Source organism: Desulfomicrobium aestuarii (genome assembly GCF_055385525.1).
This window is the reverse complement of the sequence record NZ_AP042427.1, coordinates 2,048,826-2,075,630: the sequence shown is the minus strand read 5'-3', so window position 1 is coordinate 2,075,630 and position 26,805 is coordinate 2,048,826. Positions and strand designations below refer to the sequence as shown.

The window sequence follows — 26,805 nt, the reverse complement described above, 5'->3', positions numbered from 1 at the left end:
CCAACATGACGAAACCACGCCTGAACACCTCGGTGGAAATCAAGGACAGTCTCCAGGGCGTCCCGACGCCGACCTCGGTCCGCATCCCCATCCCGGGCAAGCTCAAGCCCGTGGTCAAGAAGAAGCAGATTGTCGGGCGCGGCCAGGTCATCGCCGAAAACCCGACCAAGAGCGCCTACGGGGTCGGCTTCGAGCACGCCAGCATCGACGGCATGGTCGAGGACATCCTGCCCGACGCCATTCTCATCGGGCCCATCCCCGCCTCCAAGGAAGGGGAGGAGGCGCCGGTTCCGGCCCGGCCCGAGCCCTGCGCCGAGCTCGATTCCCTCGCCGGCGAGGACCTCTGCCGCAAGCTCATGGAACTCGGCGTCCGCACGGATCGCCTGCACGCGGCCCGCACTCTGATCATCAACGGCCTCAACCCAGAGCCGGGCGTGCTTGTCAGCGAGCAGCTCATCAAGGACGCCCAGGACACGCTCAAGGCCGGACTGCAGCTGCTGGAAAGGGCCATCAAGCCCGGGACGGTGAAGCTCGTGGTCGCCGCCGGCAAGCAGCTGTCCCTGCACGGCTGCACGACGGTCACCGCCAGCGACGCCTACCCGGCGACCATCGACCCGCTGGTCATGCTGGCGGCCACCGGAGCGGAGCGGCCCGACAATGTCGACATCATCTCCATTTCCGACCTGTACCGCTTCGGGCGCGTGGCCGAAACCAAACTCCCTCTGACGGAAGCAGTCGTCACCGTCGGCGACAAGGTCTTCCGCGTGCCCACCGGCATGCGGGTCCAGGAGGTTCTCGACGCTGTCGGCCTGTCGTATGGTACGGAATGGAAGATCGCGCTCGGCGGCCCCATGCGCGGTGAGACCATCTTCGACCTGGGCGTCGGGGTTCCCGAGGAATGCACCGCCATCACCCTCGTGCCGGTGGACCTCTACCCGGCGGTTCAGCCCAACCCTTGCATCAACTGCGGCGAATGCGTCCTGGTCTGCCCGGCCCGGATCCAGCCGGGCATGCTCTCCCGCTACGCGGAGTTCAACATGTTCGAGAACGCGCGGTCCCAACATGTGGGCGCCTGCCTGGAATGCGGCATGTGCACCTTCGTCTGCCCTGCCCAGCGTCCGGTCATGCAGTACCTGCTGCTGGCCAAGGGGCAACTGGCCGCCCAGGACGACATGGTGTCCACATGCAGATTGCAGGACTGATGCCTCCCGCATCGTTTCGACCAGTCATGAACAAGGAAGGATAAAAGCACATGGCAAGCCAGGATATTACCAAGAACATCTTTACCGTGACCTCGGCTCCGCTTTGGCACTGCGGGAAAACCCTTCAGTCGAACATGATCCAGACGCTGCTGGCCCTGCTGCCGGTGGCGGTCATGGCCGGGTACAAATACGGCTTCGCGGCCGTATCCGTCATGGCCTGGGCGGCGCTGACGGCCGTGATTACGGAAGCACTCGTCCAGAAACTCATGGGACAGGAGCCTTCCGCCGATGATTTCAGCGCCCTGGTGGACGGCCTCCTCTTCGCCTTTCTGCTGCCCGCCACGGCGCCCGCCTGGATGGTGGTCGTAGGCAGCGCCGCCATGGTCATACTGGGCCGCATGGTCTTCGGCGGGTACGGCGGCAGTCCCCTTTGCGCACCGGCGGTGGGCTGGGGCATTCTGGCCATCTCCTGGCCGGACTTCATGGACCTGAACGGCATGCTGCTCAACTGGGACCTCATCGAGCCCCTGAGCGAGCTCAAGTACTTCGGCCTCGACGCCATCGCGGACGTGACCCCGGTCAGCCTGCTCCTCGGAGAGTACCTCGGCGACCTCGGCGCTTCCCAGGCAGGGCTGGTCCTCGTGGCGGGCCTCTACCTCATGGCCAGGGGGATCGTGCGGTGGTTCATCCCCGTGTCTTTCCTGGCCGGCGTGCTGGTCACCGGGCTCGTCTACAATCTGATCGACCCGCAGGCCTACGCGTCACCGGTCTTTCATCTCCTGTCGGGCAGTACGCTCTTGGCGGCCTTCTTCCTCATGCCCTATCCCTCTTCCTCCCCTGCGTGGCGTCTGCCCATGCTGCTTTTCGGGTTCTTCGGCGGTGCCATGGTCATCATTATCCGCACCTACGGCATCTACCCTGACGGCGCGTGCTTCGCTGTGCTGCTGGCCAACCTCTGCACGCCGCTCTTCGACCTCATCCAACCCAAGCCCTTCGGCGGGAGGTAGCACGGTATGATGGAAATTATACGCATGGTGGTTGTGCTTTCCGCCATCACCGGCCTTTCGGGTTTTGTCTTGTCCGGGCTCAAGGTCTGGACCAACCCCATCATCGAGGAGCAGGTGCTCATGAACGTTCAGGGTCCGGCCCTGAAGCAGCTCTTCCTGGACAGCACCAACGATCCCATCGCGGACCGCAAGACGCTCCCGAAGCCCGGCAGCGAGGGCGAAACGATCATCGTCTTTCCGGCCATCAAGGACGGCAAGCTGCAGGCCGTGGCCATGGAAGCCTCCGGCAAGGGCTACGGCGGCGACGTGAACGTGCTGGTGGGCTTCAATGTCGACAAGGACAATCTGCTCGGCATCAGCGTGACCACGCACAAGGAGACCCCGGGTCTGGGATCGCGCATCCAGGATCCTGCCTTCACGAAGCAGTTCAAGGGCAAGGATCCGGCCAAGGCCGTTCTGAAGAAGGACGGCGGCGACATCGACGCGATTTCGGGTGCGACCCTCTCGTCCATCGGCTCCGCCGACGCGGTCAAGCAGGCCGCCGGTTGGTACACGGCCCTCAAGGACACGATCAAAACCACGTGGCAGTAAGACGGTCACTCTTTCGCAAGGAGCATTTCACATGGCCAGTTTGATGCAAGAATTCACCAAGGGACTCTGGAAGGAGCTTCCGCCGTTCCGCCTGGTGCTTGGTCTTTGTCCTACCCTGGCGGTCACGAACACCGCGAATAACGGTCTCGGCATGGGCGCGGCTGTCATCTTCGTGCTCGCGCTCTCCAACGTGATCATTTCCCTGGTGCGAAACATCATCCCGAAGAAAGTCCGCATCGCCTGCTTCATCGCCATCGCCGCCTCCCTTGTCGTGGCCGTGGAGATGCTCATGCAGGCCTTCGCGTATCCGCTGTATGAGCAGCTGGGCATCTTCGTCCCGCTGATCGTCGTCAACTGCATCATCCTCGGCCGCGCCGAAGCCTTCGCCGCCAAGAACGGCCCCATGGCCTCTCTGGCTGACGGCCTTGGAATGGGCATAGGCTTTACCTTTTCGCTGACCTTCCTGGGCGCAATTCGCGAAAGCTTCGGCGCCGGTACGCTGTTCGGAGTTTCCCTCTTCGGTTCGGGTTACGAGCCTTTCACGTTTATGGTCCAGGCTCCCGGGGCATTCGTGTGCCTGGGTTTGATCCTGGCGGGCATGAACTACCTGAATATCTGGCAGGCCAAGCGCAAGGGCGTGGAACTCGATCCGAACTTCGACGCCGGGTGTTCCGGTTGCGGAGCCTGCAAGGCCATGGACAAGCTTGCCGCCCAGAAGAAGCTGGAACGGCTCGAAACCGCTAAAGGCTAAGGGAGAGATACTGCATGGAAACCTTTCTGCTTTTCATCTCGGCCATTTTCGTCAACAACATCGTTCTGGCCCAGTATCTCGGCAACTGTCCGTACCTCGGGTGCTCGAAGGAGAAGGGCGTGGCCTTCGGCATGGGCGCTGCGGTCATTTTCGTGACCATCATGGCGACCCTGTTCACCTATCTCATTCAGGCCCATGTGTTGATACCCTTTCATCTCGGGTACCTGCAGACCATCGTCTTCATTCTGGTCATCGCGGCCCTGGTTCAGTTCGTTGAAATGTTCCTGAAGAAAATGGTTCCGCCGCTCTACAAGTCCCTGGGCATATTCCTGCCGCTCATCACCACGAACTGCGCGGTGCTCGGCGTGGCCATTCTTGTTCAGCGCAAGGAGTACGACCTTGTGACGTCTCTCCTGTACTCGGTGGCCGCTGCAGCCGGTTTTCTTCTGGCCCTCATCCTCATGGCCGGAATCCGGGAACGCTTCGAGGTCACACGAATCCCGCGTTCCATGCGCGGCGTTCCGATCGGATTGGTCATGGCCGGGCTTATGTCTTTGGCGTTCATGGCATTCAAAGGCATGATTGCCTAACAGCGGAGAAGAATATGATCACAGCGTCAGTTGTTACCCTGTTCAGTCTGGGCTTTGTTTCCGCCGGAGTCTTGGCCATCGCGTCCAAAGTCCTTTATGTCGAGGAGGATCCGCGCATCGAGGTCGTCACGGAGGCGCTTCCCGGCGCCAACTGCGGCGGTTGCGGCTTTGCGGGCTGTGAGGCGTATGCGGCCGCGGTCATCAACGACCCCGACATGCCGCCGAACAAATGCTGCGCAGGAGGCCCCGATGTGGCAGCCCGCGTGGCCGAACTCACCGGCAAGGCCGCCGGCGACTCGGACCCCATGGTCGCCTTTCGGCGCTGCGTGAAGGTCGAGGGCAAGGTGGCCAAGAAGTTCGAGTACTTCGGGATCATGAGCTGCGCCGCGGCCAAGATGGTCCAGGACGGCCCCGACGCCTGCAAGTATTCCTGCCTCGGCTTCGGGGACTGCGTCCGCGCCTGCCCCTTCGACGCCATGTGGATCGAGGGCGACCTGGTCCACATCTCTCCCGAGAAATGCACCAGCTGCGGCACCTGCGTGCGCACGTGTCCCAACTCCATTCTGGAACTCATCCCGAGGCGCTCCCGCGTCATGGTCTTCTGCTCGTCCCAGGACAAGGGCAAGGCCGTGAAGGACGTCTGCGAGGCAGGCTGCATCAGTTGCGGAGCGTGCATCAAGAAGTGTCCGGCCCAGTGCATCACCATGGTCGACGAGCGCATCCACATCGACCACAAGGCGTGTCTGGCGTACGGCCCCTCCTGCGAGGAGGTCTGCGTCGAGAAGTGCCCGCGCGACATCCTGCGCTGCCTGAACCCCGACATGATCTCAGCCGCCCCCGAGACGGAGCCGGCCAGGTACCCCGAAGAGTCCCACGTCGCGGACCTGCAAGCCTAACCACGCCACAGAATCGGAGCAACGAACATGAAGCATGCGACTCAGATACACGACCGCCGGGCTTTCCTGAAAACCCTGGGCGTTCTCGCGGCCGGCGCGGCACTGGCTCCCGCCATCCGGGTTCTTCCGGCATTCGCCGCGTCAGGGGTGATCAAAACGTCCGAACAGCGGATGCTCATGGGAACCTTCGTGAGCATGACGGTGCTCGCCCCGTCGCAGGGGCTCGGCGAGGAGGCCATCGGCCGCGCCTTCGCCGAGATCGAGCGCCAGATAGGCATTTTCAGCCGTTTCGATTCGTCCACGGCGCTGTCCGCCCTGAACCGCGATGGGCGTTTGAACGGCGCTCCCCGGGAACTTCTGGACGTCGTCGCCTTCAGCGGCGATCTGCACCGGCGTTCCTCCGGGAGGTTCGACGCGACCATCGCCCCCGTGGTCAACCTGCTGGAACGCAGCCACGGCAAGCCTGACGCCAAGGACATGAAGGAGGCACTGGCTCTGGTGGACGGTTCGCGGCTGCGCAGCAGCGGTACGAACCTGCGCTTTGAGGCCACCGGCATGTCCGCGACTCTCGACGGCGTGGCCAAGGGCTACATCGCCGACAGTGCGGCCGAAGCCCTGACCATGGCCGGCGTGGTCAACTTCCTGATCGACGCGGGCGGCGACATCCGGGTGGGCGGCGCGTCCGACGGCCTGGCCCGCCCCTGGCGCGTGGCCATCGAGGATCCGGACAAGCAAGGCGACTACCCTGCGGTCATCGACATGAAGGCCGGAGCCGTGGCCACGTCCGGCGGCTACGAGGTCTTCTTCGACCCGTCGAGGAAATCGCATCACCTGGTCGACCCGTCGAGCGGAGCTTCGCCGCAGTACGTGCGCAGCGTCAGCGTGAAGGCCCCGACGGTCAAGGAAGCAGACGGCCTGGCCACGGCCCTGAGCCTCATGCACCCCCGCGAGGCCCTGCGCCTCACGGAGTCCCTGCCCGGTCACGACTGTCTGCTGATCACCTCCACCGGAGCGCGCATCCCGTCTTCCACCTGGGGCTGATCCCGCATCCCGCATCTCCTCGGAAAAGCCGGCCCTGCCGGCTTTTCCGTTTTCCGGGGCCTTGCATACCGTCACCGGTCCGGCTGATCCATTTCTCAAGGCATCTTTCCTTTATTCCGACATGTTTTCCCGTTATGCTGCCGTGAAGCGCTTCAAAAGTGCTCGGAAGTCCTGCGTCACATTGGCCCTCACATTCTGAGCGTGTCCCGACATGTTTCATTGTTCGGGGCTTCATAGCGACTGAAACGCAAAGATTTGCAGCGAAACGATCATACCCGGACAGGTGGGAATATGGCTTGGAAATGGATCATGCGTGCTTCGCTCGTTCTTGTTCTTGGCGTTGCCGGTCTGGCGGGCGTTCTTTTCTTCGTGATCGAACCCAACGACTTCAAGCCGCAGATCATCTCCGCCGTGCGCGAGAACACCGGCCGCGAACTGGTTATCGACGGCGACCTCGAACTGGGCTTTTTTCCGTATCTGGCGGTATCGATAGATTCAGTGCAACTCCAAAACGGCCAGGGTTTCGATGGTCCGTTCCTGACGTTGCGGAACGCGCGTCTCAAGGCTCGCCTGCTCCCTCTTCTTCTGTCGCGTCTTGAGGTCGTGGCCCTGGATGTCGAGGGCCTCTCCGTGTTTCTTGCCCGCGACGCGGATGGTCGCGGGAACTGGATGGATCTGGCCACGCCGGAAGAGCCCGCGGGGTCGGGGCGCGAAGAGCCTGTCCTGAAGCGTGACAAGCGGGTGCCGGCCCTGGCTTCTCTCATTGTGGACGGTCTGCGGATTTCCGACACGCGCGTGGTGTGGGATGACCGGCTCAAGGACAATCATTTCGACGTGAGCGGCGTTCATCTGGACGTGTCGGACTTCGCCTTCGGGGAGCCCTTCGACGTGGACACCAGGGCCGCCGCGATCATCGGGGATATGAGCGGCGAACTGGTTTTTTCAGCCAAGGCCGTCCTTGAACTGGACCGTCTGGAGGTGGAGAAGCTGAATCTGACCGCTCGTCTCAGCGGGGCAGGCCTCCCGCAGAGTCCGGAGACGATAACGCTGACAGCCGACCATTTTTCCACGGACGGGCGTCTGGACAACGGCCGGATGCAGGGGCTGGGCCTGGACGTGCGTTTCGCCACCCGGGAGATGCCGGGCACCGGGAGCGCGGGTAGCCTGGATGTGGCCCCGTTCAGTCCCAAGGACGCCTTTGCGCGTCTGCATCTCCCGTTCCCGTCTTTTCCTGATCCCAACGCCCTGGAACGGGTGGAATTCTCATGCGAATGGACCGCCGCGGACGAGCGGATCGATGTCGCGGATCTGCGTCTGTCCGTGGACGATTCGACCATGCGGGGAGGCATTTCCGTGCAGGGGCGGAAGGACCCGTTCGTTTCCCTCGACTTGAGCGTGGATACCGTGAATTTCGACCGTTATCGCATCCGCTCGGCCGACAGCGACGGTCCGTCGTCGGGAAAGGCCGCCATCAGCTTGCCCCTGAGGGAACTGCGTGCCCTGAACGGCAACGCCACTCTGGCCGTCGGCGACCTGACCGCGGCCAATGTCCGCTGCACCGACGCCAGGGTACGCGGACATGCAGCCGGAGGGCTGCTGGTTCTGGATGAGGTGGAAACACGCGCATACGGCGGGAGTCTGAAGGCGTCGGGCGCACTGGATGTCAGAGCGGACACACCGGCATACTCCTGGAACCATGCCCTGTCCGGTCTGCAAATCGGACCTTTGCTCGTCGCGCTGCATGGCCGGGAGTTCGTCAGCGGTACGGCGAGCGGCACGGCATCCATAGAGACGAAAGGAAGTGCCGAGCAGGTGTTGCTGCGAAACCTGGGTGGAAGATTCGATTTCAGGGTTGTGAACGGGTCGTTGAACGGCGTGAATATCCCCAAAAGGGTGCGTGACGGCATCCGTGCCTTGAAAGGCCAGCCGGCAGGGCCCGCGGAGCCTGAGCGGACGGTGTTTTCCGTGCTTTCCGGCAGCGGGAGCATCACGCGGGGTGTGGAGACGAGCCGCGACGTGTTGCTGCTGGCGCCGCGCTTCCGCGTCACCGGCGGCGGGCAGACGGACTTGGTGCGGATGGACATGGATTATCGCCTCACGCTGCACCTCGACGGCAGCGAAGGCGCCTTTGACGAGGGTGCGCTCGGTTTGCGCAGCTTTCCTGTCCGCGTCAGCGGCCCCGTCCGGGAGCCCACGATCACGCCGGACACGAACGCCGTCCTGCGAGGCCTCGGCCTGTCCGGCAGCAGGGCCGTGGGTGACGCTCTCAAGGGCGTGGGTTCGGGCCTGAACAAGGGCCTTGAAGGGCTGAAGCAGCTTTTCCAGTAAACGCGAATTGAGCAAAAAAAGAAAGGCCGCTCACACGGCCTTCCCATCATCCCCCCATAAACGGGTCAAGGGGCGAGCCCCTTGCGGGGCGCGGGGCAGAGCCCCGCATCCCTCATCTCCTACTCGACATCCCACTGCGCCCCCTGGGCCGTGTCCTGGATGGTCACGCCGAGGCCGAGGAGTTCGTCGCGGATGGCGTCGGAGCGGGCGAAATCCTTGGCGGCGCGCGCTTCCTGACGTTCGGCGAGGCGCGCTTCGATGAGGGCGGTGTCGATCTGCCTGCGCCGGACGCGGCTGGCCTTGAGCTGTGCCAGGAAGTCGGCGCTTGGCGTGAGGAAGAGGCCGAGGACTTCGCCCCAGCGCTCGAAGAGCTTGAGGGCGTGGCGCACGAGGTCGCGTCCCTGCTCGGACTTCTTGAGAGCCTTGTCCTCGAGGATGCGGTTGACGGTCTTCATGAGCACGAAGACGTGCCCCAGGGCGGCGGCGGTGTTCATGTCGTCGGCCATGGAGTCGTCCCACTTGGCTTCGAGGGCCGTGGATTCGACGACGATCTCGGCCGGCAGGGGGGTGGCGGTCCACTTGGTCCCGGCCACGTGGGCCTCGGCGGCGGCCTTGGTCAGGTAGATGCGCTTGAGGGCGCGTTCGGACTCTTCGAGGGCGTCGGCGGTGTAGTCCAGGGGGCTGCGGTAGTGCTTGGTGATGAGGAAGAAGCGCAGCACCTCGGGCAGGTAGTTGGCCAGGATGTCGCGGATGGTCACGAAATTGTTCAGGGATTTCGACATCTTTTCCGAGTTGATCTGCACGAACCCGTTGTGCACCCAGTAGCGCACGAATTGCTTGTCCGTGGCGGCCTCGGTCTGGGCGCGCTCGTTCTCGTGGTGGGGGAAGGCCAGGTCCTGGCCGCCGCCGTGGATGTCGAAGGGTAGGGGCAGGTAGCGTTCGCTCATGGCCGAGCATTCGATGTGCCAGCCGGGGCGGCCGGGACCCCAGGGGCTCGGCCAGGAGGGTTCGCCGGGCTTGGCGCCCTTCCACAGGGCGAAGTCGAGAGGGTCCTCCTTCTGTTCGCCGGGCTCGATGCGCGCGCCGGACTGGAGGTCCTCGATGTTGCGGCCCGAGAGCTTGCCGTAGCTCTGGTAGGAGCGGACGCGGAAATAGACGTCGCCGTCGGCGGTGGAGTAGGCGTGCCCCTTGGCGATGAGGTTTTCGCACAGGGCGATCATCTCGGCGATGTGTTCGGTGGCCTTGGGTTCGATGTCGGCGCGCAGGATGCCGAGGCGGTCCATGTCCTCGTAGAAGGCGTCGATGTAGGTGCGGGCGATGGTCTCGAAGTCGGAGCCTTCGCGGTTGGCGCGAGTGATGATCTTGTCGTCGATGTCGGTGAAGTTGCGCACGAAGGTCACGTCGAGGCCGATGTAGCGCAGGTAGCGGACCAGGACGTCGAAGACCACGGCCGAGCGGGCGTGGCCGATGTGGCAGAAGTCGTAGGCCGTGATGCCGCAGACGTACATGGAGACGCGGCCGGGCTTGAGGGGGACGAATTCTTCCTTTTTCCTGGTGAGGCTGTTGTAGATCTGCATGCTCATTCCTTGTTGGTTCTTGGGCGAAACATGTTCAGGGCCGCATGGACGCGTTCCCGGATTCTGTCAACGGTCAGGAGGGTCAGCAGGGCCGAGAGTTCCGGGCCGGAGTCGGAGCCGGTCAGGGCCAGGCGGATGGGGTGGTAGAGGGCGCGGCCCTTGACGTCGGCTCGGGCGGCGGTTTGTCTCAGAAGTTCCGAGGCTTCGCTTGCGGTCAGGCGCGTCTGCGGGTCCGATGCCGGCAGGGCGTCGAGGAGCGCGTCGAGGACGGCCGTGCCGGCGGTCAGTTCCGAGAAGGCCGAAGCGCCGTAGCGGATTTCGTCGGCGGTGAAGTGGGGCAGCAGGGCGCGCAGGTCATCAAGGGTGGCGGCGTTGTCGCGCAGTCCGAGGACGAGGTCGCGGCGCAGCCCGTCGGGCAATGCGTGCCACAGGTCGCCCGCGGGCATGGCCTCGTCCAGGGCTCGGACGTGGCTTTCGGGGTCGGCTGCGCGGAAATAGCGGGCGCTCAAGGCCCGCAGTTCGTCGAGGTTCATGACGGCGTTGCCGCGGCCCAGGGCGAAGGGGTTGAAGGCCCGGGCCATGTCGTCCAGGGACTCGAAAAGCTTTTTGGTCGGCAGGGCCCCGGACAGGGAGGCGAGGTAGTGGACCACGGCCATGGGTTCGAGGCCGGCGCGGACGCAGTCGGGGATGCCCAGGGCGCCGCTGCGCTTGGAGAGCTTCTTGCCTTCGGTGTCCACCAGCAGGCCGTGGTGGGCGAAGCTCGGCGGCGTGCCGCCCAGGGCCTGGTAGAGGAGAATCTGGCGGGCGGTGTTGGTCAGGTGGTCCTCGCCGCGCAGGACCAGGGTCACGCCCATGTCGATGTCGTCGACGACCACGGCCAGGTTGTAGCTGGGCCAGCCGTCCTGGCGCAGGAGCACGAAATCGCCGAAGGCTCCGGACGGGACGCGCATGTCGCCCTTGATGAGGTCCGTGAAGGCGACGTCGGCCTGGTCCGGGAGGCGGAAGCGCATGACGTGGGATTCGCCGCTCGCGACGCGGTCGGCGCCTTCGGCATGCGACAGGGCGGCGCAGCGTCCGCTGTAGCGCGGCGGGAGACCCTTGGCCGCGGCTTCAGCGCGTTCGTGTTCGAGGTCGGCCTCGGAGCAGAAGCAGGGGTAGGCCCGGCCGTCGTCGGCCAGCCTGGCCACTGCCTGGTGGTAGTGGTCCAGGCGCAGGCTCTGGTGCCGCACGGGGCTGTCGGGCGTCAGGCCCAGCCAAGCCAGGGACCACAGGATGGCCGCCTCGTGGGCGAAGGTGGAGCGCTCGCGGTCCGTGTCCTCCAGGCGCAGGAGGAAGGTCCCGCCGCTCTGGCGGGCCAGGAGGAAGTTGAGCACCGCGGTGCGCGCGTTGCCCAGGTGCGGCACGCCCGTGGGGCTGGGCGCGAAGCGGGTGACCCAGGGGCCGCCGGTCTTGAAATTGGTCATGCCGGGGTCCTTGCGGCCGTGACCACGGCTACGGCCTTGATGCCTTCCTTGCGGCCCGTGAAGCCCAGGTGCTCCTCGGTGGTGGCCTTGACGTTGACCTGGTGGTCGGCGAGTTCCATGAGCCGGGCCACGTTGGCGCGGATGCCCTCTTTGTGGGGGGACAGACGCGGGGTCTGGGCGATGACGGTCAGGTCCACGTGGGTCACGGTCAGGCCCATGCGGCGGGCTTTGTCCATGACCTCCGAGAGGAGGACGGCCGAGGAGATGTTGTCGAACTTCTCGTCGTTGTCCGGAAAATGTTCGCCGATGTCGCCCAGGCCCAGGCACCCGAGGATGGCGTCGCACAGGGCGTGGAGGAGCACGTCGCCGTCGGAGTGGGCCTTGACCAGGGGCGCGCCGGCGATGGGCATGCCGCCCAGGACCATGGGCCGGGTGCCGCCGTAGGCGTGGACGTCGTAGCCGAAGCCGGTGCAGGGCACGGGGGCCGGGGCGGGGGAAGCGAGCACGCGCAGGTCCTCCGGGTTGGTGATCTTGAGGTTGGCGGTCTCGCCCGGGACGACGCGGACCGTGCCGCCGGCCAGTTCGACCATGCTGGCGTCGTCCGTGACCTCCCAGCTTTCGGCCAGGGCCTGCTCATGGACCCGGCGCAGCAGGGCGGCGGGGAAGAGCTGCGGGGTCTGCACGGCGCGCAGGCTGTCGCGGCGCAGGGTGGAGACGACCGTGCCGGCCTCGACGTGCTTGACGGTGTCCGTGACGGGCAGGCCGGGGATGACGCCGTCGATGCCGTCGGTCAGTCCTGCGAGAAGAGCCTGCACGAGGGTAGGGCTGAAGAACGGCCGGGCGCTGTCGTGGACCAGGACCCGTCCGCAGTCTTTGGGCAGGGCGGCCAGGCCCAGGCGCACGGAGTCCTGGCGCCGCTCGCCTCCGGCCACGGCCAGGACGGGGACGCCGACGGGACCGGTTTCCTTGAGGAACTCCAGCTCGCGGGCGCGCCCGTCCAGTTCGGGCGCGGGAAAGACGACGACCACGCCCGCCAGTCCGGGGACGGCGGCCATGGTCGTGACGCTGCGCCAGTAGAGGGGGCGACCCTCGTGGGGCAGGAACTGCTTGCGCGCGCCGCCCGTTTCGCGGGCCAGGCGCGAGCCCTGGCCCGCGGCCAGGATGATGGTCCAGAGTGGATTCGTCATGATCGAAATTACGGAGCCGGACGATAAGCCGGATTCTGTTCCCGTTGCCGGGCGGCTGTCATTCCTCTAGGGCGGCGGTTGCCCGCCGTCTCCAGCAACCTACCCGAAGGATATCGACCGGGCCGGTCACCTTCCTATTTGGTCTTGCACCGGATGGGGTTTACCTAGCTTGCCGCGTCACCGCGACAACTGGTGGGCTCTTACCCCGCCTTTTCACCCTTACCCCGGCCGTGAGGCCGGGGCGGTCTGTTTCTGTGGCACTGTCCCGGGGTCACCCCCGCTGGACGTTATCCAGCATCCTGCCCTGTGGTGTCCGGACTTTCCTCCCCCGGCCTTGCGGCCGGCAGCGACAGCCTGTCCGGCTCCGTAAAAATCACTCGTTGCCCGAGAAGTGGCGCTCCCAGAAGATGATGCGCAGGCAGTTGGGGCAGCTCAGGATCTGCTCGCCCTTCTGCAGGTCGATGAAGGTCTGGGGCGGGATGACGACATGGCAGCCCTTGCACACGCCCTCGCTGACGGGAACGATGACGGGGTTGGGGATGCGGTCGCGGATGAAGTTGTAGCGGGTCAGGATGGGCGCGGGCACGGCCTCGGAGGCCTTCTTCTTGTCCTTGTCCAGTTCGGCCAGGCGGGTGCGCTTCTCGGCCAGCTCCTGGTCCAGGTTGGCCTGCTGGGAGGAGATGGTCTCGGACAGGGCGTCGATGTCCTTCTGCAGGGCGTCCTTGCGGCCTTCGAGGTCCGAAAGGTCGGCCAGGAGGTTGGAACGCTCCTCCTCGCGCATGCGGTTCATCTTCTCCATGGTGTCCATCTCGCGCATCATGGCGTGATATTCCTTGGTGTTCTCGACCATCATGAGCTTGTTCTTGCTCTTCTTGACCTTCTGGGCGTCGTTCTCGATCTCGCCCTCGATGCGGCCCTTCTGCTCCATGAGGACGTCGATCTTCTCCTGGATCACGGCCTGCTGCTGCTCCAGGTACTGCCTCTTTTCCTGCAGGCTCTGCAGCTGCTTGGGCGCCTCTTCGAGAATGCGCTCCAGGGTGATCATCTCCGAGTCGACCTTCTGCAGCACGACGAGCTGTTCGATCTGTTGGATATAAATGCTCAAGGTTACTCCTCCTCAAAAAACGTATCGTGAATCCGGGCTGTCCCCGGGGAGACTTCAGGCAAAGGGGTCGCGACCGGGGAGAAAGACGACCCGCACGCCCGTGGCGTCGAGTTCGTGGGCCAGGCTTTCGCTCCAGATGCGCATCATGGCTTCCTCAAGGCAAAAATGGCCGACGTCGAGGGTCAGACCCAGGTCTTGGACGGCCTGGGCCTGGTGGTACTTCACGTCGCCCGTGAGGTAGACGTCGGCGCCGCGGGCAAAGGCCGCCGGGGCCAGGTCCGCGCCGGAACCGGGGCAGTAGGCCACGGTGGTCACGGAGTCCGGGGCGAAGCCGACGCTGCGCGGCGAGGCCCGCAGCACCTCGCGCAGGCGGGCCGAAAAATCGAGCCAGGTCAGGGCCTGGGGCAGGGTGCCGATGCAGCCGAACCCGAACTCGCGGGCCGGGGAGGTCAGGGAGATCTCCTGGCATGGGCCCAGACCGGCGACCCTGGCGCGGAAGCTTGCGGCGTCCTCGGGCCACAGCGCGCATTCCGAAGCTTGCGCATCGCGATGCGTGCAGGCGTCCTCGAAGCCCTGCAGGGCTTCGGCGTCCAGATGGGCCGGCACGCGGAAGAGCGTCGGCGTCTCGCGGCGCGTGACCTCCAGGACGCGCATGTCCCGCAGCCCGAGGGCCCGTCCGAGCCAGTTGACGGGGCCGTCCGGGTTGGCGTCCAGGGACGTGTGCGCGCTGTAGAGCCACATGCAGGAGCCAAGCGTCAGCCGCAGGACCTCGTGGTACTCGTCCAGGCGGCTCGGCAGCCGGGGCGAGAGGGCCAGGGGATGGTGGCAGAGCAGGAAGTCGGCCTGCAGGTCCACCGCCCGGCGCAGGGTGTCCACCGTGGGGTCCAGGGCCACGCACATGGTTCGGACCTCGGCCGCGGCAGATGCGATCTGCACCCCGCTCTTGTCCCAGGACGCGGCCAGATGCGGGGGCGCCGTGGATTCGATGCGGGCGATGAGGTCTTTGGGATGCATGGGGCTCCGTGAGCGAACGCGGCGCTCTTCGTCAGATGACAAGCAAAGCAGGAAATCTAGTAACCCGCCCCCGTGATGTCAATGCAGGGCGGCACCAAAAAAGGCTCTGGCCGAGGATGGCCAAAGCCTTGGGTCGACAGGGACTGCCTGTCCGGAAGGCTGGTGCGAAAGAGAGCTGCTTCCGTCATTCGCGGGCTGTTTCCGGACGATCTTCCCGGAGGGTCTTTTCTCCGGAACGCGAATGTTGAACACAGGGCGTTGCGGAAGTCAACCCGCCAGATGGCCGCCCGGTTCCGAAGCCGCTTCATGGCGTGTCGGCGGCGATGGTGTCCCGGCCGCTGTTCTTTGCCCGGTACAGCAATTCATCGGCCCGTTTCAGCAAATCCTGCTGGTGCAGGGTCCCTGACGGGCGCATGGTGGCGAGCCCCATGCTCAAGGTGACGTGTTGCCGCGTCGGCGCATTTTCGTTTGCGATGCCGAGCGCCCGGATCTCATCCATGAGCGCGTGCATGAGGGGCAGCGTCTGATCCACATTGCTGTTGCCGAAGACCATGACGAACTCCTCTCCGCCGTATCTCGCGCACATGTCGCCGGGACGCCGGGCGTATTTCCTGAGGACGGCGCCGAGTCGGGCCAGGCAGTCGTCCCCGTACTGGTGGCCGTACGTGTCGTTGAGGATCTTGAAGTGGTCGATGTCCATCATGGCCGCCGTGATGGGCAGATTCAGGCGCGCGCAGCGCCGCCATTCGTTCTGCAGGAACTCGTCGAAGGCGCGCCGGTTGAAAAGACCGGTCAGGCCGTCCAGCCGGGCCAATTCCATGGCCCGTTCCTCGGCCAGTTTCCGCTGGGTGATGTTGCGGTGCTCGATGACGAGATATGTTTGGCCTTCGTGCTGAAACGAGTTGGCGCTCATCACGAACCAGCGTTTCTCCTCGGGACTGTGGCACGGGTATTCGAGTTGGCAGCACGCGTTCCCGGCGATCACCTGACGGATGCCCTCGGAAGCGGCGCTCCCGAACTCGTCCCCCATCCGGGCCGCCTTTTCGCAGATTTCGAGATAGTTGACCCCGGCCCATGCGCCTTCGATCCGGCATTGGTTTTCACGGCCGAAAAGGTCCCATCCCTTGTTGGTCAGGAGAATCTCTCCCGAACAGTCCGTGATGACAATGTGTTCCGAGACCGAGTCCAGAACTTTCTTCAGAAATTCGTGGGAATTCAGCATGTGCGGGTCCTTGGTGCTTCTGTCGGTTTCGCGTGAATCTCGGCTCTGGCTACCCTGTTTCGGGAATCTCAGAGATTATGTCCCAATGTACGCGTTCTTCGACGGACTTGCCAGCTTCGGCGTCTGTCAGCACGGTCCCGGGCATGGCCATGAGGGCATGGTTGACCCGCACGGGCTTCCAGGCTTCAGGCCGGCCAGAACAGGGGCAGCAGCCAGACCGACACGATGAGCGAGATGACGGTCAGCGGCACCCCGACCTTGACGTAGTCGGTGAACCTGTATCCGCCGGGACCCATGACCAGCAGGTGGGCCGGGTGGGACAGGGGGCTGGCGAAGCTCGACGAGGCGGCGATGGCCACGGTCATCATCAGAAGCTGCGGCGAGATGCCAAGCCGTGCCGCAGCGCCCAGGGCCACCGGGGCCATGAGCACCACCAGCGCCGCCGTGGGGATGACCTGGGTGCCCAGCACCGTCACCCCGAAGAGCGCGGCCACGACCCAGCGCGGGCCCATGTCCCCGACCAGGGCGATGAGGGCCTCGGCCCCCATCTGCGCCGCCCCGGTGTTCTCGATGGCCACCCCCAGGGGGAGCATGCTGGCGATGAGGAAAACCACCTTCCATTCGATGGCCTGGTAGGCCTCCTCCATTTTCAGGCAGCCGGTGACGACCATGACCGCCACGCCGGTCAGGGCGGCGATGGCGATGGGCACCAGGCCCAGGATGGCGCTGCCCAGCACGGCGATCATGACGGCCGCGGCCAGGGGCGCCTTGTTCAGGCGCGGGGCCTGGGCAGCGGCCTGGTCCAGGACCAGGAAGTCGTCGTCGCGGGCCACGGCCTCAAGGCTCTGGCGCGGGCCGTAGACCAGCAGGGCGTCGCCGAATTGCAGGGGCATGTCCTGCAAGCCCGCGCGGGCGGGACGTCCCTTGCGCAGGACGGCCAGGACGCTCAGGCCGTAGTGGTCCCGGAAGAGCAGGTCGTTCAGGGTCTTCCCGGCCAGGGTCGTCCGGGGCGAGAGCAGCACCTCGGCCATGCCGATCTGCTGCGATTCCAGCTCGGCGGCCAGCCGCGACGACTGCTCGGAAATCTCCAGGTCCTGCAGCCCCTCGAACACGTCGATGTCCCGCTTCAGCCCCTGGACCACCAGCAGGTCGCCGGCCTGCACCGTTTCCGACGGGGCCGGCAGGCACGTCACGTCGCCGCCGCGCACCAGGCCCACCACGGTCAGCCCGAAGGCGTTGCCCAGACGGCTCTCCACCAGGTTGCGGCCTGCCAGGGCCGACCCTTCGGGCACCCTCACGGAGCAGAGGCTGAGTTCCTCGCACGCGGGCGTCCCGGACGGGGCTTCCGTCACGGGCGTCAGGCCCTCGACGAGGCCCTGACCGGCGAGGCGCTCCAGGGCCGCATGCTCGCCCTGCAGCACGAGCCGGTCCCCTTCCTGGAAATGATGGCGGCGAAATTCCCCCAGGCATTCCCCGGTCGGCGCGCCCAGGGCCAGGACGTGCACGCGGTGGTCGCGGCGCAGCCCGCTTTCGGCCAGGGTCCGGCCGATGAGGGGCGACCCCTTGCCGACGCGTCCCGAGGCGACTTCCAGCCTGCCCGCGACTTCCCGGGTCTGCGGCCCGTCCGGCTCGACCTGCAGGTGCCGGCTGCCGTGGAAACGGCTGACCTGGTCCGTCTGGCCGTGGACGATGACCAGGTCCCCGGCCTGCAGGGTTTCCTGCGCCCGCGGGGCGAGGATCAGTTCCCCGGCGCGGTGCAGGCCCACCACCGTCAGGTACAGGGCCGAGCCCAGGCGGCTCTCGGCCAGGCTGCGGCCCACCAGGGGCGAGGCCGGAGGCAGCTCGATGGAGAAGACGTGCGCTCCGATCTGATAGGACGACTCGATGGCGCCCTTGTCCCGGCTGGAGCCGGACCTCTTGGGAAGCAGACGCAGGCCCACCACGACGGTGAAGGCGATGCCGGCCACGACCAGGGCGGCGGTGATGGGCGTGAAATCGAAGAGGGCGAATGGCGTGTGTCCCGCCGCGCGCAGGGCGTCGGTGGCCAGGATGTTCGGCGGCGTGGAGATGCCTGTGAACGGCCCGCCGAGCAGGCACCCCAGGGCCATGGGCATGAGCAGGCGCGCGGGCGGGCGGCCGCTGCGCCGGGCCAGGTCCATGGTTGCGGGCATGAGGATGGCGGCCACGGTGGTGGTGTTGATGAGGGCCGAGAGGATGCTGGCCGCGGTCATGAGGGCGATGACCAATACGGCCTCGCCTCCGCGGGCGAAGTGCTGGAGGGGCTGGCCGATGCGGTAGGCCACGCCGGTGCGGGTCAGCCCGGCCGAGAGGATGAACATGGCCCAGACGGTGATGACGGCGGGGCTGCTGAAGCCGGCCATGGCCTCCTCCGGGGAGACGAGGCCGGTCAGGGCCAGGGCGGCCAGGACCATGAGGCCGACCACGTCCACGGGCAGCCAGCCGCCGATGAACAGCACCAGGGCGGTGAGGACGATGACGAGGAGGATGACGAGAGGCAGCATGGTGCAGTGGACTCCGTGGATGAGTGGTCAGGGTTGCCCGGCCGACGTCACGCATGGCGGGGAAAGGCGCTTCCGGCCTGTTTCGGCGGGTGAGCGGGGGGCCGACCCGTTGTCGCGCCGCGTTGAAACGATCAACATGGCGCGGCAGGACGGTGGGGGTCAAGGACGAAAACGCGGTTTGGGGAGGGCGATCAGCCTTCGCGAAGGTTTCGGGGTATCACGCTCATCGCGGGGCCTGCGTTCGAGGGCGATCCCGTCATGAACGGACGGCCTGACCCGAAAGGACCGCGTCGATGGCCCGGAGCAGCTCCTTCATCCCGACGGGCTTGGAAACATACGCGTCCATACCGGCCGCAAGGAAGGCCGTCTTCTCCCCGTCCATGGCAAAGGCCGTCAGGGCGATGATGGGAATGTCCCGCTTGGCCCCGAGGCCGGGATCGCTGCGGATGACCCGCGTCGCCTCGACGCCGTCCATGCCGGGCATCTGGACGTCCATGAGCACGAGCCCGAAGTCCTGCTCCCGGAGAAGGGCGACCGCCTCCTGCCCGGTGCGGGCGATGCTGACCTCGTACCCGGCCTTGGCGAGGAGGGCGCGCGTGGCGAAGATCGTCACCTCGTCGTCCTCGGCCAGGAGGATGCGCGCGGGATGCGTCTTCGTTCGTCTGTCCTCGACCGGTTCCGGTGCGGCCGGGGGGGCGTCGGCGGTTGCGAAGGGCAGGCTGAAGGAGAAGACCGAGCCGACGCCCGGCTCGCTCTCCACGGCCATGGCGCCGCCCATGAGCGCCACCAGCCGCCTGGTGATGGCCAGCCCGAGGCCGGCCCCCTGGTGGTCTCTGGTGAACCCTTTGGTGACCTGGCTGAAGGGCTGGAAAAGGGTGCGGAGAGATTCGTCGTCGATACCGCGCCCGGAGTCCGAAACCGCGAAGAAGACCCGGACGCTGCCGCCGTCTTTCGACGGCAGGGGAGAGGCCTCAACGGTGACATGTCCCTTGGTCGTGAACTTGAAGGCGTTGCCGATCAGGTTCATGAGCACCTGCTGGACGCGGACGGCGTCACCGGCCACGTATTCCGGGAGGGCCGGGTCGAGGTGGTGGCTGAACTCCAGGCCCGACTGCAGGGCGATGGGCTTGAAGAGGTCGACGCTGTGTTCGAGGGCCTCCCGGAGATTGAAGGGTTCGACGCGCATCTGCATCTTGCCCGCCTCCACCCGCGACAGGTCGAGGATGTCGGACAGCAGGCGCGTCAGCCGGCTGGTGGCCTGCAGGGCCAGGGCGCAGGTCCTGCGCTGCTCCTCGTTCCCCGCCCCGGACTCCAGGAGCTGCAGCATGCCCATGATGCCGTTCAAGGGGGTGCGGATCTCGTGGCTCATGTTGGCCAGAAACTCCGATTTGACCGTGTTCGAGGCTTCGGCGGCCTCCTTGGCCTTGACCAGTTCTTTCTCCATGCGCTTGCGCTGGTCGATGTCCACATGGGTGCCGACCATGCGCCGCGGGCGTCCGTCGGCATCCCACTGCACGACCTTGCCGCGGCTCATGACCCACTGCCAGCCCCCAGCCTTGTTGCGGAGGCGGAATTCAATGGAAAAGGGCTCGCCGCGGTCGACATGGTCCAGCTCGATCCGCTTGGCCTCCTCGCGGTCGTCGGGGTGGAGGAGCTGTTCCCAACTGCCGATGTTCAGGTCGAGATCGCCCGGCGCATACCCGAGCATGTTCAGGTAGCGCGGGCTGAAATACGTCTCGCCCGTTTCGAGGTTCCAGTCCCACAGGCCGTCGCTGGCGGCGTCCAGGGCCAGGGCCAGACGCTCCTCGCTCAGGCGCAGGGCCTCCTCGGATCGCTTGCGGTCGGTCATGTCGATGCCGATGCCGGTGAAGTAGATCCGGCCTTCGAGCTCCAGGCGCACGGCGGTGAAGAAGAAGGGAATCCGGCGTCCGTCCTTGGTCTGAAGCTCGCCTTCCTCGGCGCCGATGCCGTCCTCGAGCACGCGCTCGATGGCTTTGGCGATCCTGTCCTGCGTCTCGGGGTCGTCGCGGTACCAGTCCATGACGTGCATGGCGGCGAGTTCCTGGTCCGTGTAGCCCGTCAGCTCGGAGTGCTTCCGGTTCCAGCGTACCAGCCGCCCGTCCTGGTCATAGAGGTAGAGCAGGCCCGGAATGCTGTCGAAGATCGCGTCGTTGAGGAGGCGTTCGCGGCCCAGCTGGGCCTCGATGATCTTGCGCTCCGTGATGTCCAGATTGAGGCCCAGGACGCCCGCCACTTCGCCGTGCATGACGATGGGCGCGCCCATGGAGTGGAAGATGCGGCGCCGTCCGTCGGCCAGGGTCAGCTCCTCTTCCTGCTCGAAGGTCTCCCCCGCGGAGAGCCGGGCGTGCTTGGCCTTCCATTTCCCGGCGTTGTCCGGGTGCATGGGCTGGGCGGCAACGTCCGGGCCGCAGAAATCCCCCCAGTGCTCCTTGCTCAGCCTGCTCTGGATGATGCCGCGGCCATCCAGGTCGCGGGCCCAGAAGTCCACGGGCAGGTTTTCAAGCATCGAGGCGAGCATGGCTTCGCGCTGGGCGAGCTGGGTCCGGGCCTGTTTTTCGGCGGTGATGTCGGTGTCGTTGCCGCGGTAGCCGAGAAGGTTGCCTGCGGCGTCGAGCCGGGGGAATCCGTTGGTGGACAGCCAGATGTCGTGTCCGTCTTTGGTGCGCGCCGGGTTTTCGAAGTTCGTGAAGACCCCCTTGCGCCTGAAGACGTCGAAGGCCGAAGCCTTGAACGCCTCCCGTCCCTCTTCGGGGTGGAGGTCGAAGAATCGCATGCGCCCGACGAGTTCTTCCGGGGCGTAGCCCAGGACGGAAGACGCCGTCTTGCCGACATGGGTGAAGAGGCCGTCGGCGTCCACTTCCCAGGTCACGGAGCGGCTGTGTTCGGCCAGCTGTTCGAACCTGTCCTCGCTCTCCCGCAGCGACCGTTTGTAATTGCGGAAATGGACGTGGCTCGCGCCCAGGCCGGCCAGTCCGAGCAGGCCGATGACGAGATGTGCGACGACCAGGCGCAGCCGCTGCTGCCCTGCGAGTCCGAGATAGGTCTGCATGGGGACCGAGACGCTGATGCCGCCGATGATGTCCCCCTGCGCGTAGCCCTGGGCGCTGTGGCATTTGAGGCAGGGCGGGTCGGCGAAGAGAGGGCGCATCAGCCTGAAGAAGGGCTGTCCGTCGAGAGTCTGCCGGGCGGTCTCCTTGACGCTCCCGGCGGCAAACGCGCGCAGGGCGGTGGTTTCCCACTCGTCGGGGGCGTTCTCGGCGCGCAGGGGCTTGAGGCTGGTGATGTGTCCGCGCAGGCCGTATTTTTCCTTTCCCAGTTCGTGCACCTGACGCGTCATGTAGGCCGGGTTGACCAGGGTCAGGCCTTTGCCTGCGGTCGTCTCGACATCGCGGTCCGGGACATGCGCCAGGTGGGGGTTGGGCGGGGTCTTCTCCGAAGGCGGGACATAGACGCCCCCCTGCATGGCGCCCCACAGCCTGTAGGTCAGGTCCTTCTGGAAGGCGGCATTGGCCTCGGATTCTGCCAGCCCCGTCATCGACTGCTCGATGTGCTGCCAGTTCCAGCCGAGGGAGAGGGCCAGCAGCATGATCCAGAACACCGCCGCCTGAATTGTCGATCGCAAGCTTGTCATGCGTTATCCGAACCCGTGTCGAACCGGAACGTGCCGGGCTGTGCCGTCCTAGTGCTCATTGACCAAAGCTAGTAAATGTACAGCAGGGTGTAAAGGCTGCTCCGTAGGTATGGATGGTGCGCTGTACGCGTTTTGATATGTCGCAGGATCGAGGGCGTTTCGTTGGACGTTCGGAGCGGTTTTCTGGTATGAGAAGGCACGTTTCGGATCGTCGGGGTTGCGGGTGATGTCGGACCCAGGCCTCCGGTGCGGGTGGAAGAGAACGTGTCCCCCTCCCGCGGGCATGGGCGGGTCTTCATGGGTCAGCACGATGTTCCCGATCGGACGGTGTCCCTCGAAACGTTGCCGGCCGTTGAGGTCTGCCGAGCCCTGGGCAGCGGTCCCGACGGTCTGAGCACGCGGGAGGCCGCAGCGCGCCTGGCCCGCTTCGGCCCCAACACCATCGCCGTGGCCCGCAACGCGTCTCTGCCGCTCAAGTTTCTGGCCAACTTCACGCACCTCATGGCCATGCTTCTCTGGATTGCAGGCTTCGTGGCCATCTTCGCCCGCATGCCGCAGCTCGCCGTCTCCATCTGGGCCGTGAACGTCATCAACGGTGCGTTCAGCTTCTGGGAGGAGTACAAGGCCGAGAAGGCCACCGAGGCCATGCGCCGGATGCTGGACGAGAAGGCGAGCGTGGTGCGTGGCGGCGAGGTCCTGCTGGTCGACGCCGTCTCCCTTGTGCCGGGGGACCTCCTGCTGCTTGCCGAGGGCTGCCGGGTTTGCGCCGACGCGCGCCTCGTGGAGTCCGCCGACCTGCGCCTGGACCAGTCGACCCTGACGGGCGAGTCCCGGAGCGTCCTCAAGACGCACGTGGAGGTCGCCGGCCGGGGAATGTCGCGGCTGGAGATCCCAAGCGTCGCCTTCGCCGGGACGAGCGTGGTCTCGGGCACGGGCCGGGGCGTGGTCTTCGCCACGGGCATGGACACCGAGTTCGGGAAGATCGCCGGGTTCACCCAGGGCATCGCGGAGGAGCTCTGCCCCCTGCAGAAGGAGATGCGCCGGGTCACGCGGGTCGTGACGGTCATCGCCGTGTGTTCGGGGTGCGTGTTCTTCCTCCTGTCCGTCCTGCTGGCCGGCATGGGCTGGGCCGAAGGGCTCGTTTTCGGCATGGGCATGATCGTCGCCTTCGTGCCCGAGGGGCTGCTGCCGACCGTGACCCTGTCCCTGGCCATGGGCGTGCAGCGCATGGCCGGCCGCAACGCCCTGGTCAAGCGTCTCTCGGCCGTGGAGACCCTGGGCTGCGCCTCGGTCATCTGCACCGACAAGACCGGGACCCTGACCCAGAACGAGATGACGGTGCGCGAGATCTGGCTGCCCGGCGTCCCCGAGGGTGATGTCCTGCGCGTCACGGGGACGGGGTACGCCCCGGACGGCGGCATTCGGTGCGGCGACGAAGCGGTGGCAGCCCCCCGCGGCGGCGGGCTGCACGCGCTGCTGCTTTCCGCCGGGCTGTGCACCAACGCCCGGCTGCAGCCGCCCGGCGAGGACAGCCAACGCTGGACGGTCATCGGGGATCCGACGGAGGCGGCCCTGCGGGTGGCGGCCCTGAAGGCGGGCGTCGACCTGGCCGCCGAGGAGCGGGCCACGCCCAGATTGCGCGAGCTGCCCTTCGACTCCAGGCGCCGTCGCATGAGCACCGTGCATAGCGGCGACGGCGAGACCCTGGTCCATGCCAAGGGCGCGCCGCGGGAGGTGCTGGAACTCTGCACCCGGATGCTCGCGGGTGGGACAGAGGGGCCCCTGGACGAGCCAACCCGCGTCCGCATCATGGCCGCGGGCGACGGCTTCGCCCGCTCGGGCCTGCGGGTCCTGGCCGTGGCCAGGCGGGTCGTGCGCGGCGAAGGGCTTGTCGGCGCCGGCCTTGGCCGCCTGCCGGCGGAAGACATCGAGGCGGACATGACCTTTTTGGGCCTCGTGGCCATGATGGACCCGCCCAGGCCCGAGGTGGAGGAGGCCGTGGCCGTGTGCCGGCGGGCGGGCATCCGCATCGTCATGATCACCGGGGACTACGGCCTGACGGCCGAGAGCGTGGCGCGCCGCATTGGTATCATCCGTGACGGGCGTGACGGGCGTGACGGGCGGGCGCGCATCGTCAGCGGCGCGGACCTCGACGCCATGGACGAGGTGGCCCTGGACGAGGCCCTGAGCGGGGAGGTCATCTTCGCCCGCGCCGCCCCGGAGCACAAGCTGCGCATCGTCGCGGCCCTGCAGCGGGCGGGACACGTGGTGGCCGTGACCGGCGACGGCGTCAACGACGCCCCGGCCATCAAGAAGGCCGACATCGGCATCGCCATGGGCCTCTCGGGCACGGACGTGGCCAAGGAGGCGGCGGATGTCATCCTCACGGACGACAATTTCGCGACCATCGTCGGCGCCATCGAGGAGGGCCGCGCCGTCTTCGCCAACATCAAGAAGTTCTCGACGTACATCTTCACGAGCAACACGCCCGAGGCGGTGCCCTTCATCCTCTACGCCCTGAGCGGCGGGCGCATCCCCCTGGCCCTGAACGTCATGCACATCCTGGCCGTGGACCTGGGCACGGACCTGCTGCCGGCCCTGGGCCTGGGCGCGGAAAAGGCCGAGCCCGGCCTCATGGACCGGCCGCCCAGAAGCCCCGGTGAGCACGTCATCACCCCCGGCCTCCTGGCGCGGTCCTACCTGTTCCTGGGGCCGCTGCAGAGCCTGGCGGTCATGATCGCCTTCTATTTTCTGTACTGGACCAATGGGCATTGGGGGCAATGGCTCGACCTGCCGTCCTCGGGCCCGCTGTACGAGTCCGCCACGGCCATGGCCTTGGCCTGCGTCGTGACCACCCAGATCGGCAACCTCTTCGCCCAGCGCACGGAGCGGGCGTCGTCGCTGCGGGTCCCGGTCTTCGGCAACCGTCTCCTGTGGCTCGGCGTAGCCAGCGAACTGGTCGTCGTCGCGGCCATCGTCCATTGGCCGCCGGCCCAGAGGCTGGTCGGGACCGGGCCTTTTGCGCTCTTCAACTGGGCGTTCCTCTTCGCCTGGACGCCGCTCCTCCTGCTGGCCGACGAGGCTCGGAAATGGGTGCTGCGCCGGATGGAGAAAACCACGCCTACGGGAGTCGTAACATGAGATACGTCATCGTCGGTTGCGGAAGGATGGGTACGGGGCTGGCCCTGGCCCTGCGCCGCGGGGGCCACGACTTCGCCTTCGTGGACGACGGCTCCGGGGCGGAGCGGCTCGAACCGTCGCTGCGGGACAGGCTGGTCGCGGGCGGGTGCTTCGACCGGGACACTCTGGTCCGCGCCGGCATCGAACAGGCCGACGGGCTGGCGGCCGTGACAGGCAGCGACGAGACGAACGTGGTCGTCGCGCGGCTGGCCCGCCTTGTCTTCCGCGTCCCCAGGGTGGTCGCCGGTCTCCACGACCCGCAGAACGCGGAGCTCTACCGCCGGCTCGGCGTGCAGGTCGTCGCGCCCTTCGACTGGGCCGCCGACCGCATCGCCGACCTGCTCCTCTATGCGGAGTCCGAAGTCCTGGCGAGCCTTGGCGACGGCCAGGCCGAGATCGTGCGCTTCCCCGTCCCGCCCCCCCTCGAAGGACGGAAGACGGGGTACCTGACGGTCTTCGGCGAGGTGCATGTCGTGGCCGTGGGCAGGCGGGGAAGGGTCCTGCTGCCTTCGTCCGAGACGACTTTCGAGCGCGACGACACCGTCTACCTCGCCGTGCTGCGCGAATCCTCTGAGCGGCTGCGCTCCATTCTGGCCCTGACGTGAGGTGAACCATGAAGAAGGTGATCATCGTGGGCGGGGGAAAGGTCGGGACGCATCTGGCGATGCTGCTGCTGGCCGGGGGGCATCAGGTCTGGGTCATCGAGAGGCATGCCGGGGAACTCCGGACCCTGCACGAGGCGCTGCCGGCCGGGTGCGTCGTGGCCGGCAGCGGCGCCGACCCGGCCGTGCTCGAGGCCACGGGCGTGCGGGACGCCGACGTACTGGCGGCGGTGACCGGCACGGACGCCACGAACCTCGTGGCCACGAGCCTCGCGCGTTTCGAGTTCGGCGTGCCGCGCACCATCGCCAGGGTCAAGGACCCGGCGAGCGGCTGGATGTTCACGCCGGCCATGGGCGTGGACGCGGCCGTCAACCAGGCGGGGCTCATGGCCCAGCTCATCGCCGAGGAGATGTCCCTGGGCGGCATGACGACCCTGCTCAAGCTCTCCAGGGGCGACTGCTCCATCGTCGAACAGACCGTGCATACGCAGGCTCCGGCCGCGGGGAAGAGGATCGTGGAACTGGCCTTTCCGGCCGAGTGCATCCTGGTCGCCGTGCTGCGCGGCGGGCAGCTGGTCATCCCCCACGGCGAGACCGTGCTCGCGGCGGGCGACGAGGTCGTCGCCCTGGTGCACAAGTCCGCGGCGCAGGGGCTGTCGCGGATTCTCGGGGGGTGAGGGGCGCCGCGAACGGCGGCGGTCCGGGACCGGGACAGCGGCGGCCGAGTCTGGTAGGGTGGAATTGAAAACATGGCGGAAGAGAGTCGTCGTCGGCTCGAAGCGGAAATTCCGGGACCGCAGCCGGGACGCCCCCAGGCCCGCCGGGCTCGCGGCATATCCGGCGCGAATCCCGGTTTCGGCTGCCGTACTCGTGGG

Annotated in this window: 19 protein-coding genes and 1 other RNA gene; 11 read left to right on the top strand and 9 right to left on the bottom strand. The window is 66.5% G+C overall.

Annotated elements, in window-relative coordinates; translation table 11 throughout:
- Nucleotides 1–5: 5 nt before the first annotated feature.
- From ACZ5AC_RS09315 to ACZ5AC_RS09280, 8 genes are all read left to right on the top strand, one after another.
- Entirely contained in the window at nt 6–1,202 is a 1,197-nt protein-coding gene (locus tag ACZ5AC_RS09315) for a 4Fe-4S dicluster domain-containing protein (protein ID WP_464247347.1), read from the top strand.
- 50 nt (nt 1,203–1,252) lie between these two features.
- On the top strand, nt 1,253–2,209 hold the full coding sequence (locus tag ACZ5AC_RS09310; protein WP_464247346.1) for an RnfABCDGE type electron transport complex subunit D: 957 nt from the start codon (nt 1,253–1,255) through the stop codon (nt 2,207–2,209).
- A gap of 6 nt (nt 2,210–2,215) precedes the next feature.
- Nucleotides 2,216–2,800: an RnfABCDGE type electron transport complex subunit G gene (gene rnfG, locus ACZ5AC_RS09305; protein WP_464247345.1), complete on the top strand. Its 585-nt coding sequence runs from the start codon at nt 2,216–2,218 to the stop codon at nt 2,798–2,800.
- 31 nt (nt 2,801–2,831) lie between these two features.
- Nucleotides 2,832–3,551, top strand: coding sequence for an electron transport complex subunit RsxE (rsxE, locus tag ACZ5AC_RS09300; protein ID WP_464247344.1), 720 nt, complete (start codon nt 2,832–2,834; stop codon nt 3,549–3,551).
- A gap of 14 nt (nt 3,552–3,565) precedes the next feature.
- The gene (locus ACZ5AC_RS09295; protein WP_464247343.1) at nt 3,566–4,141 is read left to right on the top strand and encodes an electron transport complex protein RnfA; all 576 of its coding nucleotides are present in this window, start codon (nt 3,566–3,568) and stop codon (nt 4,139–4,141) included.
- Nucleotides 4,142–4,155: 14 nt separating this feature from the next.
- Entirely contained in the window at nt 4,156–5,037 is an 882-nt protein-coding gene (rnfB, locus tag ACZ5AC_RS09290) for an RnfABCDGE type electron transport complex subunit B (RefSeq protein WP_464247342.1), read from the top strand.
- Nucleotides 5,038–5,064: 27 nt separating this feature from the next.
- The gene (locus ACZ5AC_RS09285; RefSeq protein WP_464247341.1) at nt 5,065–6,078 is read left to right on the top strand and encodes an FAD:protein FMN transferase; all 1,014 of its coding nucleotides are present in this window, start codon (nt 5,065–5,067) and stop codon (nt 6,076–6,078) included.
- A 291-nt stretch (nt 6,079–6,369) separates the two neighbouring features.
- Complete coding sequence (locus ACZ5AC_RS09280) at nt 6,370–8,406, top strand: AsmA family protein (RefSeq protein ID WP_464247340.1); 2,037 nt, start codon at nt 6,370–6,372, stop codon at nt 8,404–8,406.
- 119 nt (nt 8,407–8,525) lie between these two features.
- Here ACZ5AC_RS09280 and cysS read toward each other — a convergent pair whose 3' ends face one another.
- From cysS to ACZ5AC_RS09235, 9 genes are all read right to left on the bottom strand, one after another.
- Nucleotides 8,526–9,983: a cysteine--tRNA ligase gene (cysS, locus tag ACZ5AC_RS09275; protein ID WP_464247339.1), complete on the bottom strand. Its 1,458-nt coding sequence runs from the start codon at nt 9,981–9,983 to the stop codon at nt 8,526–8,528.
- A gap of 2 nt (nt 9,984–9,985) precedes the next feature.
- Nucleotides 9,986–11,446: a glutamate--tRNA ligase gene (gltX, locus tag ACZ5AC_RS09270; protein ID WP_464247338.1), complete on the bottom strand. Its 1,461-nt coding sequence runs from the start codon at nt 11,444–11,446 to the stop codon at nt 9,986–9,988.
- A complete protein-coding gene (gene ispD, locus ACZ5AC_RS09265) occupies nt 11,443–12,633 on the bottom strand; it encodes a 2-C-methyl-D-erythritol 4-phosphate cytidylyltransferase (RefSeq protein WP_464247337.1) in 1,191 nt (396 codons plus the stop codon). The genes gltX and ispD overlap by 4 nt, the downstream gene beginning before the upstream one ends.
- 8 nt (nt 12,634–12,641) lie before the next feature.
- Nucleotides 12,642–12,999: RNase P RNA component class A (gene rnpB, locus ACZ5AC_RS09260), an RNA gene on the bottom strand.
- 7 nt (nt 13,000–13,006) lie between these two features.
- Nucleotides 13,007–13,738, bottom strand: a complete 732-nt coding sequence (locus tag ACZ5AC_RS09255) for a zinc ribbon domain-containing protein (RefSeq protein WP_464247336.1) — start codon at nt 13,736–13,738, stop codon at nt 13,007–13,009.
- A gap of 54 nt (nt 13,739–13,792) precedes the next feature.
- Complete coding sequence (locus tag ACZ5AC_RS09250) at nt 13,793–14,752, bottom strand: Nif3-like dinuclear metal center hexameric protein (protein ID WP_464247335.1); 960 nt, start codon at nt 14,750–14,752, stop codon at nt 13,793–13,795.
- A 304-nt stretch (nt 14,753–15,056) separates the two neighbouring features.
- Nucleotides 15,057–15,974 carry a sensor domain-containing diguanylate cyclase gene (locus ACZ5AC_RS09245; RefSeq protein WP_464247334.1) on the bottom strand — a complete coding sequence of 306 codons (918 nt, stop codon included), beginning with the start codon at nt 15,972–15,974 and terminating at the stop codon, nt 15,057–15,059.
- 185 nt (nt 15,975–16,159) lie between these two features.
- A complete protein-coding gene (locus ACZ5AC_RS09240) occupies nt 16,160–18,496 on the bottom strand; it encodes an SLC13 family permease (protein WP_464247333.1) in 2,337 nt (778 codons plus the stop codon).
- 256 nt (nt 18,497–18,752) lie between these two features.
- A complete protein-coding gene (locus ACZ5AC_RS09235; RefSeq protein WP_464247332.1) occupies nt 18,753–22,148 on the bottom strand; it encodes a PAS domain S-box protein in 3,396 nt (1,131 codons plus the stop codon).
- Between the two features lie 297 nt (nt 22,149–22,445).
- On the opposite strand from ACZ5AC_RS09235, the gene ACZ5AC_RS09230 reads away from it, so the two are divergent.
- From ACZ5AC_RS09230 to ACZ5AC_RS09220, 3 genes are read left to right on the top strand one after another with little or no spacing between them, the layout of a single operon-like run.
- A complete protein-coding gene (locus ACZ5AC_RS09230; RefSeq protein WP_464247331.1) occupies nt 22,446–25,289 on the top strand; it encodes a cation-translocating P-type ATPase in 2,844 nt (947 codons plus the stop codon).
- Nucleotides 25,286–25,933 (top strand): potassium channel family protein, encoded by a 648-nt coding sequence (locus tag ACZ5AC_RS09225; RefSeq protein WP_464247330.1) that lies wholly within the window; start codon nt 25,286–25,288, stop codon nt 25,931–25,933. The genes ACZ5AC_RS09230 and ACZ5AC_RS09225 overlap by 4 nt, the downstream gene beginning before the upstream one ends.
- An 8-nt stretch (nt 25,934–25,941) precedes the next feature.
- On the top strand, nt 25,942–26,607 hold the full coding sequence (locus ACZ5AC_RS09220; RefSeq protein ID WP_464247329.1) for a potassium channel family protein: 666 nt from the start codon (nt 25,942–25,944) through the stop codon (nt 26,605–26,607).
- Nucleotides 26,608–26,805 lie beyond the last annotated feature (198 nt).

Excerpts from the sequence above, each read along its gene's own strand:
- ACZ5AC_RS09280 (WP_464247340.1), top strand. The coding sequence starts at position 6,370 with ATGGCTTGGAAATGGATCATGCGTGCTTCGCTCGTTCTTGTTCTTGGC.
- ACZ5AC_RS09295 (WP_464247343.1), top strand. The coding sequence starts at position 3,566 with ATGGAAACCTTTCTGCTTTTCATCTCGGCCATTTTCGTCAACAACATC.
- ACZ5AC_RS09310 (WP_464247346.1), top strand. The coding sequence starts at position 1,253 with ATGGCAAGCCAGGATATTACCAAGAACATCTTTACCGTGACCTCGGCT.
- ACZ5AC_RS09315 (WP_464247347.1), top strand. The coding sequence starts at position 6 with ATGACGAAACCACGCCTGAACACCTCGGTGGAAATCAAGGACAGTCTC.
- rsxE (WP_464247344.1), top strand. The coding sequence starts at position 2,832 with ATGGCCAGTTTGATGCAAGAATTCACCAAGGGACTCTGGAAGGAGCTT.
- ACZ5AC_RS09285 (WP_464247341.1), top strand. The coding sequence starts at position 5,065 with ATGAAGCATGCGACTCAGATACACGACCGCCGGGCTTTCCTGAAAACC.
- ispD (WP_464247337.1), bottom strand. The coding sequence starts at position 12,633 with ATGACGAATCCACTCTGGACCATCATCCTGGCCGCGGGCCAGGGCTCG.
- rnfG (WP_464247345.1), top strand. The coding sequence starts at position 2,216 with ATGATGGAAATTATACGCATGGTGGTTGTGCTTTCCGCCATCACCGGC.
- rnfB (WP_464247342.1), top strand. The coding sequence starts at position 4,156 with ATGATCACAGCGTCAGTTGTTACCCTGTTCAGTCTGGGCTTTGTTTCC.
- ACZ5AC_RS09235 (WP_464247332.1), bottom strand. The coding sequence starts at position 22,148 with ATGACAAGCTTGCGATCGACAATTCAGGCGGCGGTGTTCTGGATCATG.
- gltX (WP_464247338.1), bottom strand. The coding sequence starts at position 11,446 with ATGACCAATTTCAAGACCGGCGGCCCCTGGGTCACCCGCTTCGCGCCC.
- cysS (WP_464247339.1), bottom strand. The coding sequence starts at position 9,983 with ATGCAGATCTACAACAGCCTCACCAGGAAAAAGGAAGAATTCGTCCCC.
- ACZ5AC_RS09250 (WP_464247335.1), bottom strand. The coding sequence starts at position 14,752 with ATGCATCCCAAAGACCTCATCGCCCGCATCGAATCCACGGCGCCCCCG.
- ACZ5AC_RS09230 (WP_464247331.1), top strand. The coding sequence starts at position 22,446 with ATGGGTCAGCACGATGTTCCCGATCGGACGGTGTCCCTCGAAACGTTG.
- ACZ5AC_RS09220 (WP_464247329.1), top strand. The coding sequence starts at position 25,942 with ATGAAGAAGGTGATCATCGTGGGCGGGGGAAAGGTCGGGACGCATCTG.
- ACZ5AC_RS09245 (WP_464247334.1), bottom strand. The coding sequence starts at position 15,974 with ATGCTGAATTCCCACGAATTTCTGAAGAAAGTTCTGGACTCGGTCTCG.
- ACZ5AC_RS09225 (WP_464247330.1), top strand. The coding sequence starts at position 25,286 with ATGAGATACGTCATCGTCGGTTGCGGAAGGATGGGTACGGGGCTGGCC.
- ACZ5AC_RS09240 (WP_464247333.1), bottom strand. The coding sequence starts at position 18,496 with ATGCTGCCTCTCGTCATCCTCCTCGTCATCGTCCTCACCGCCCTGGTG.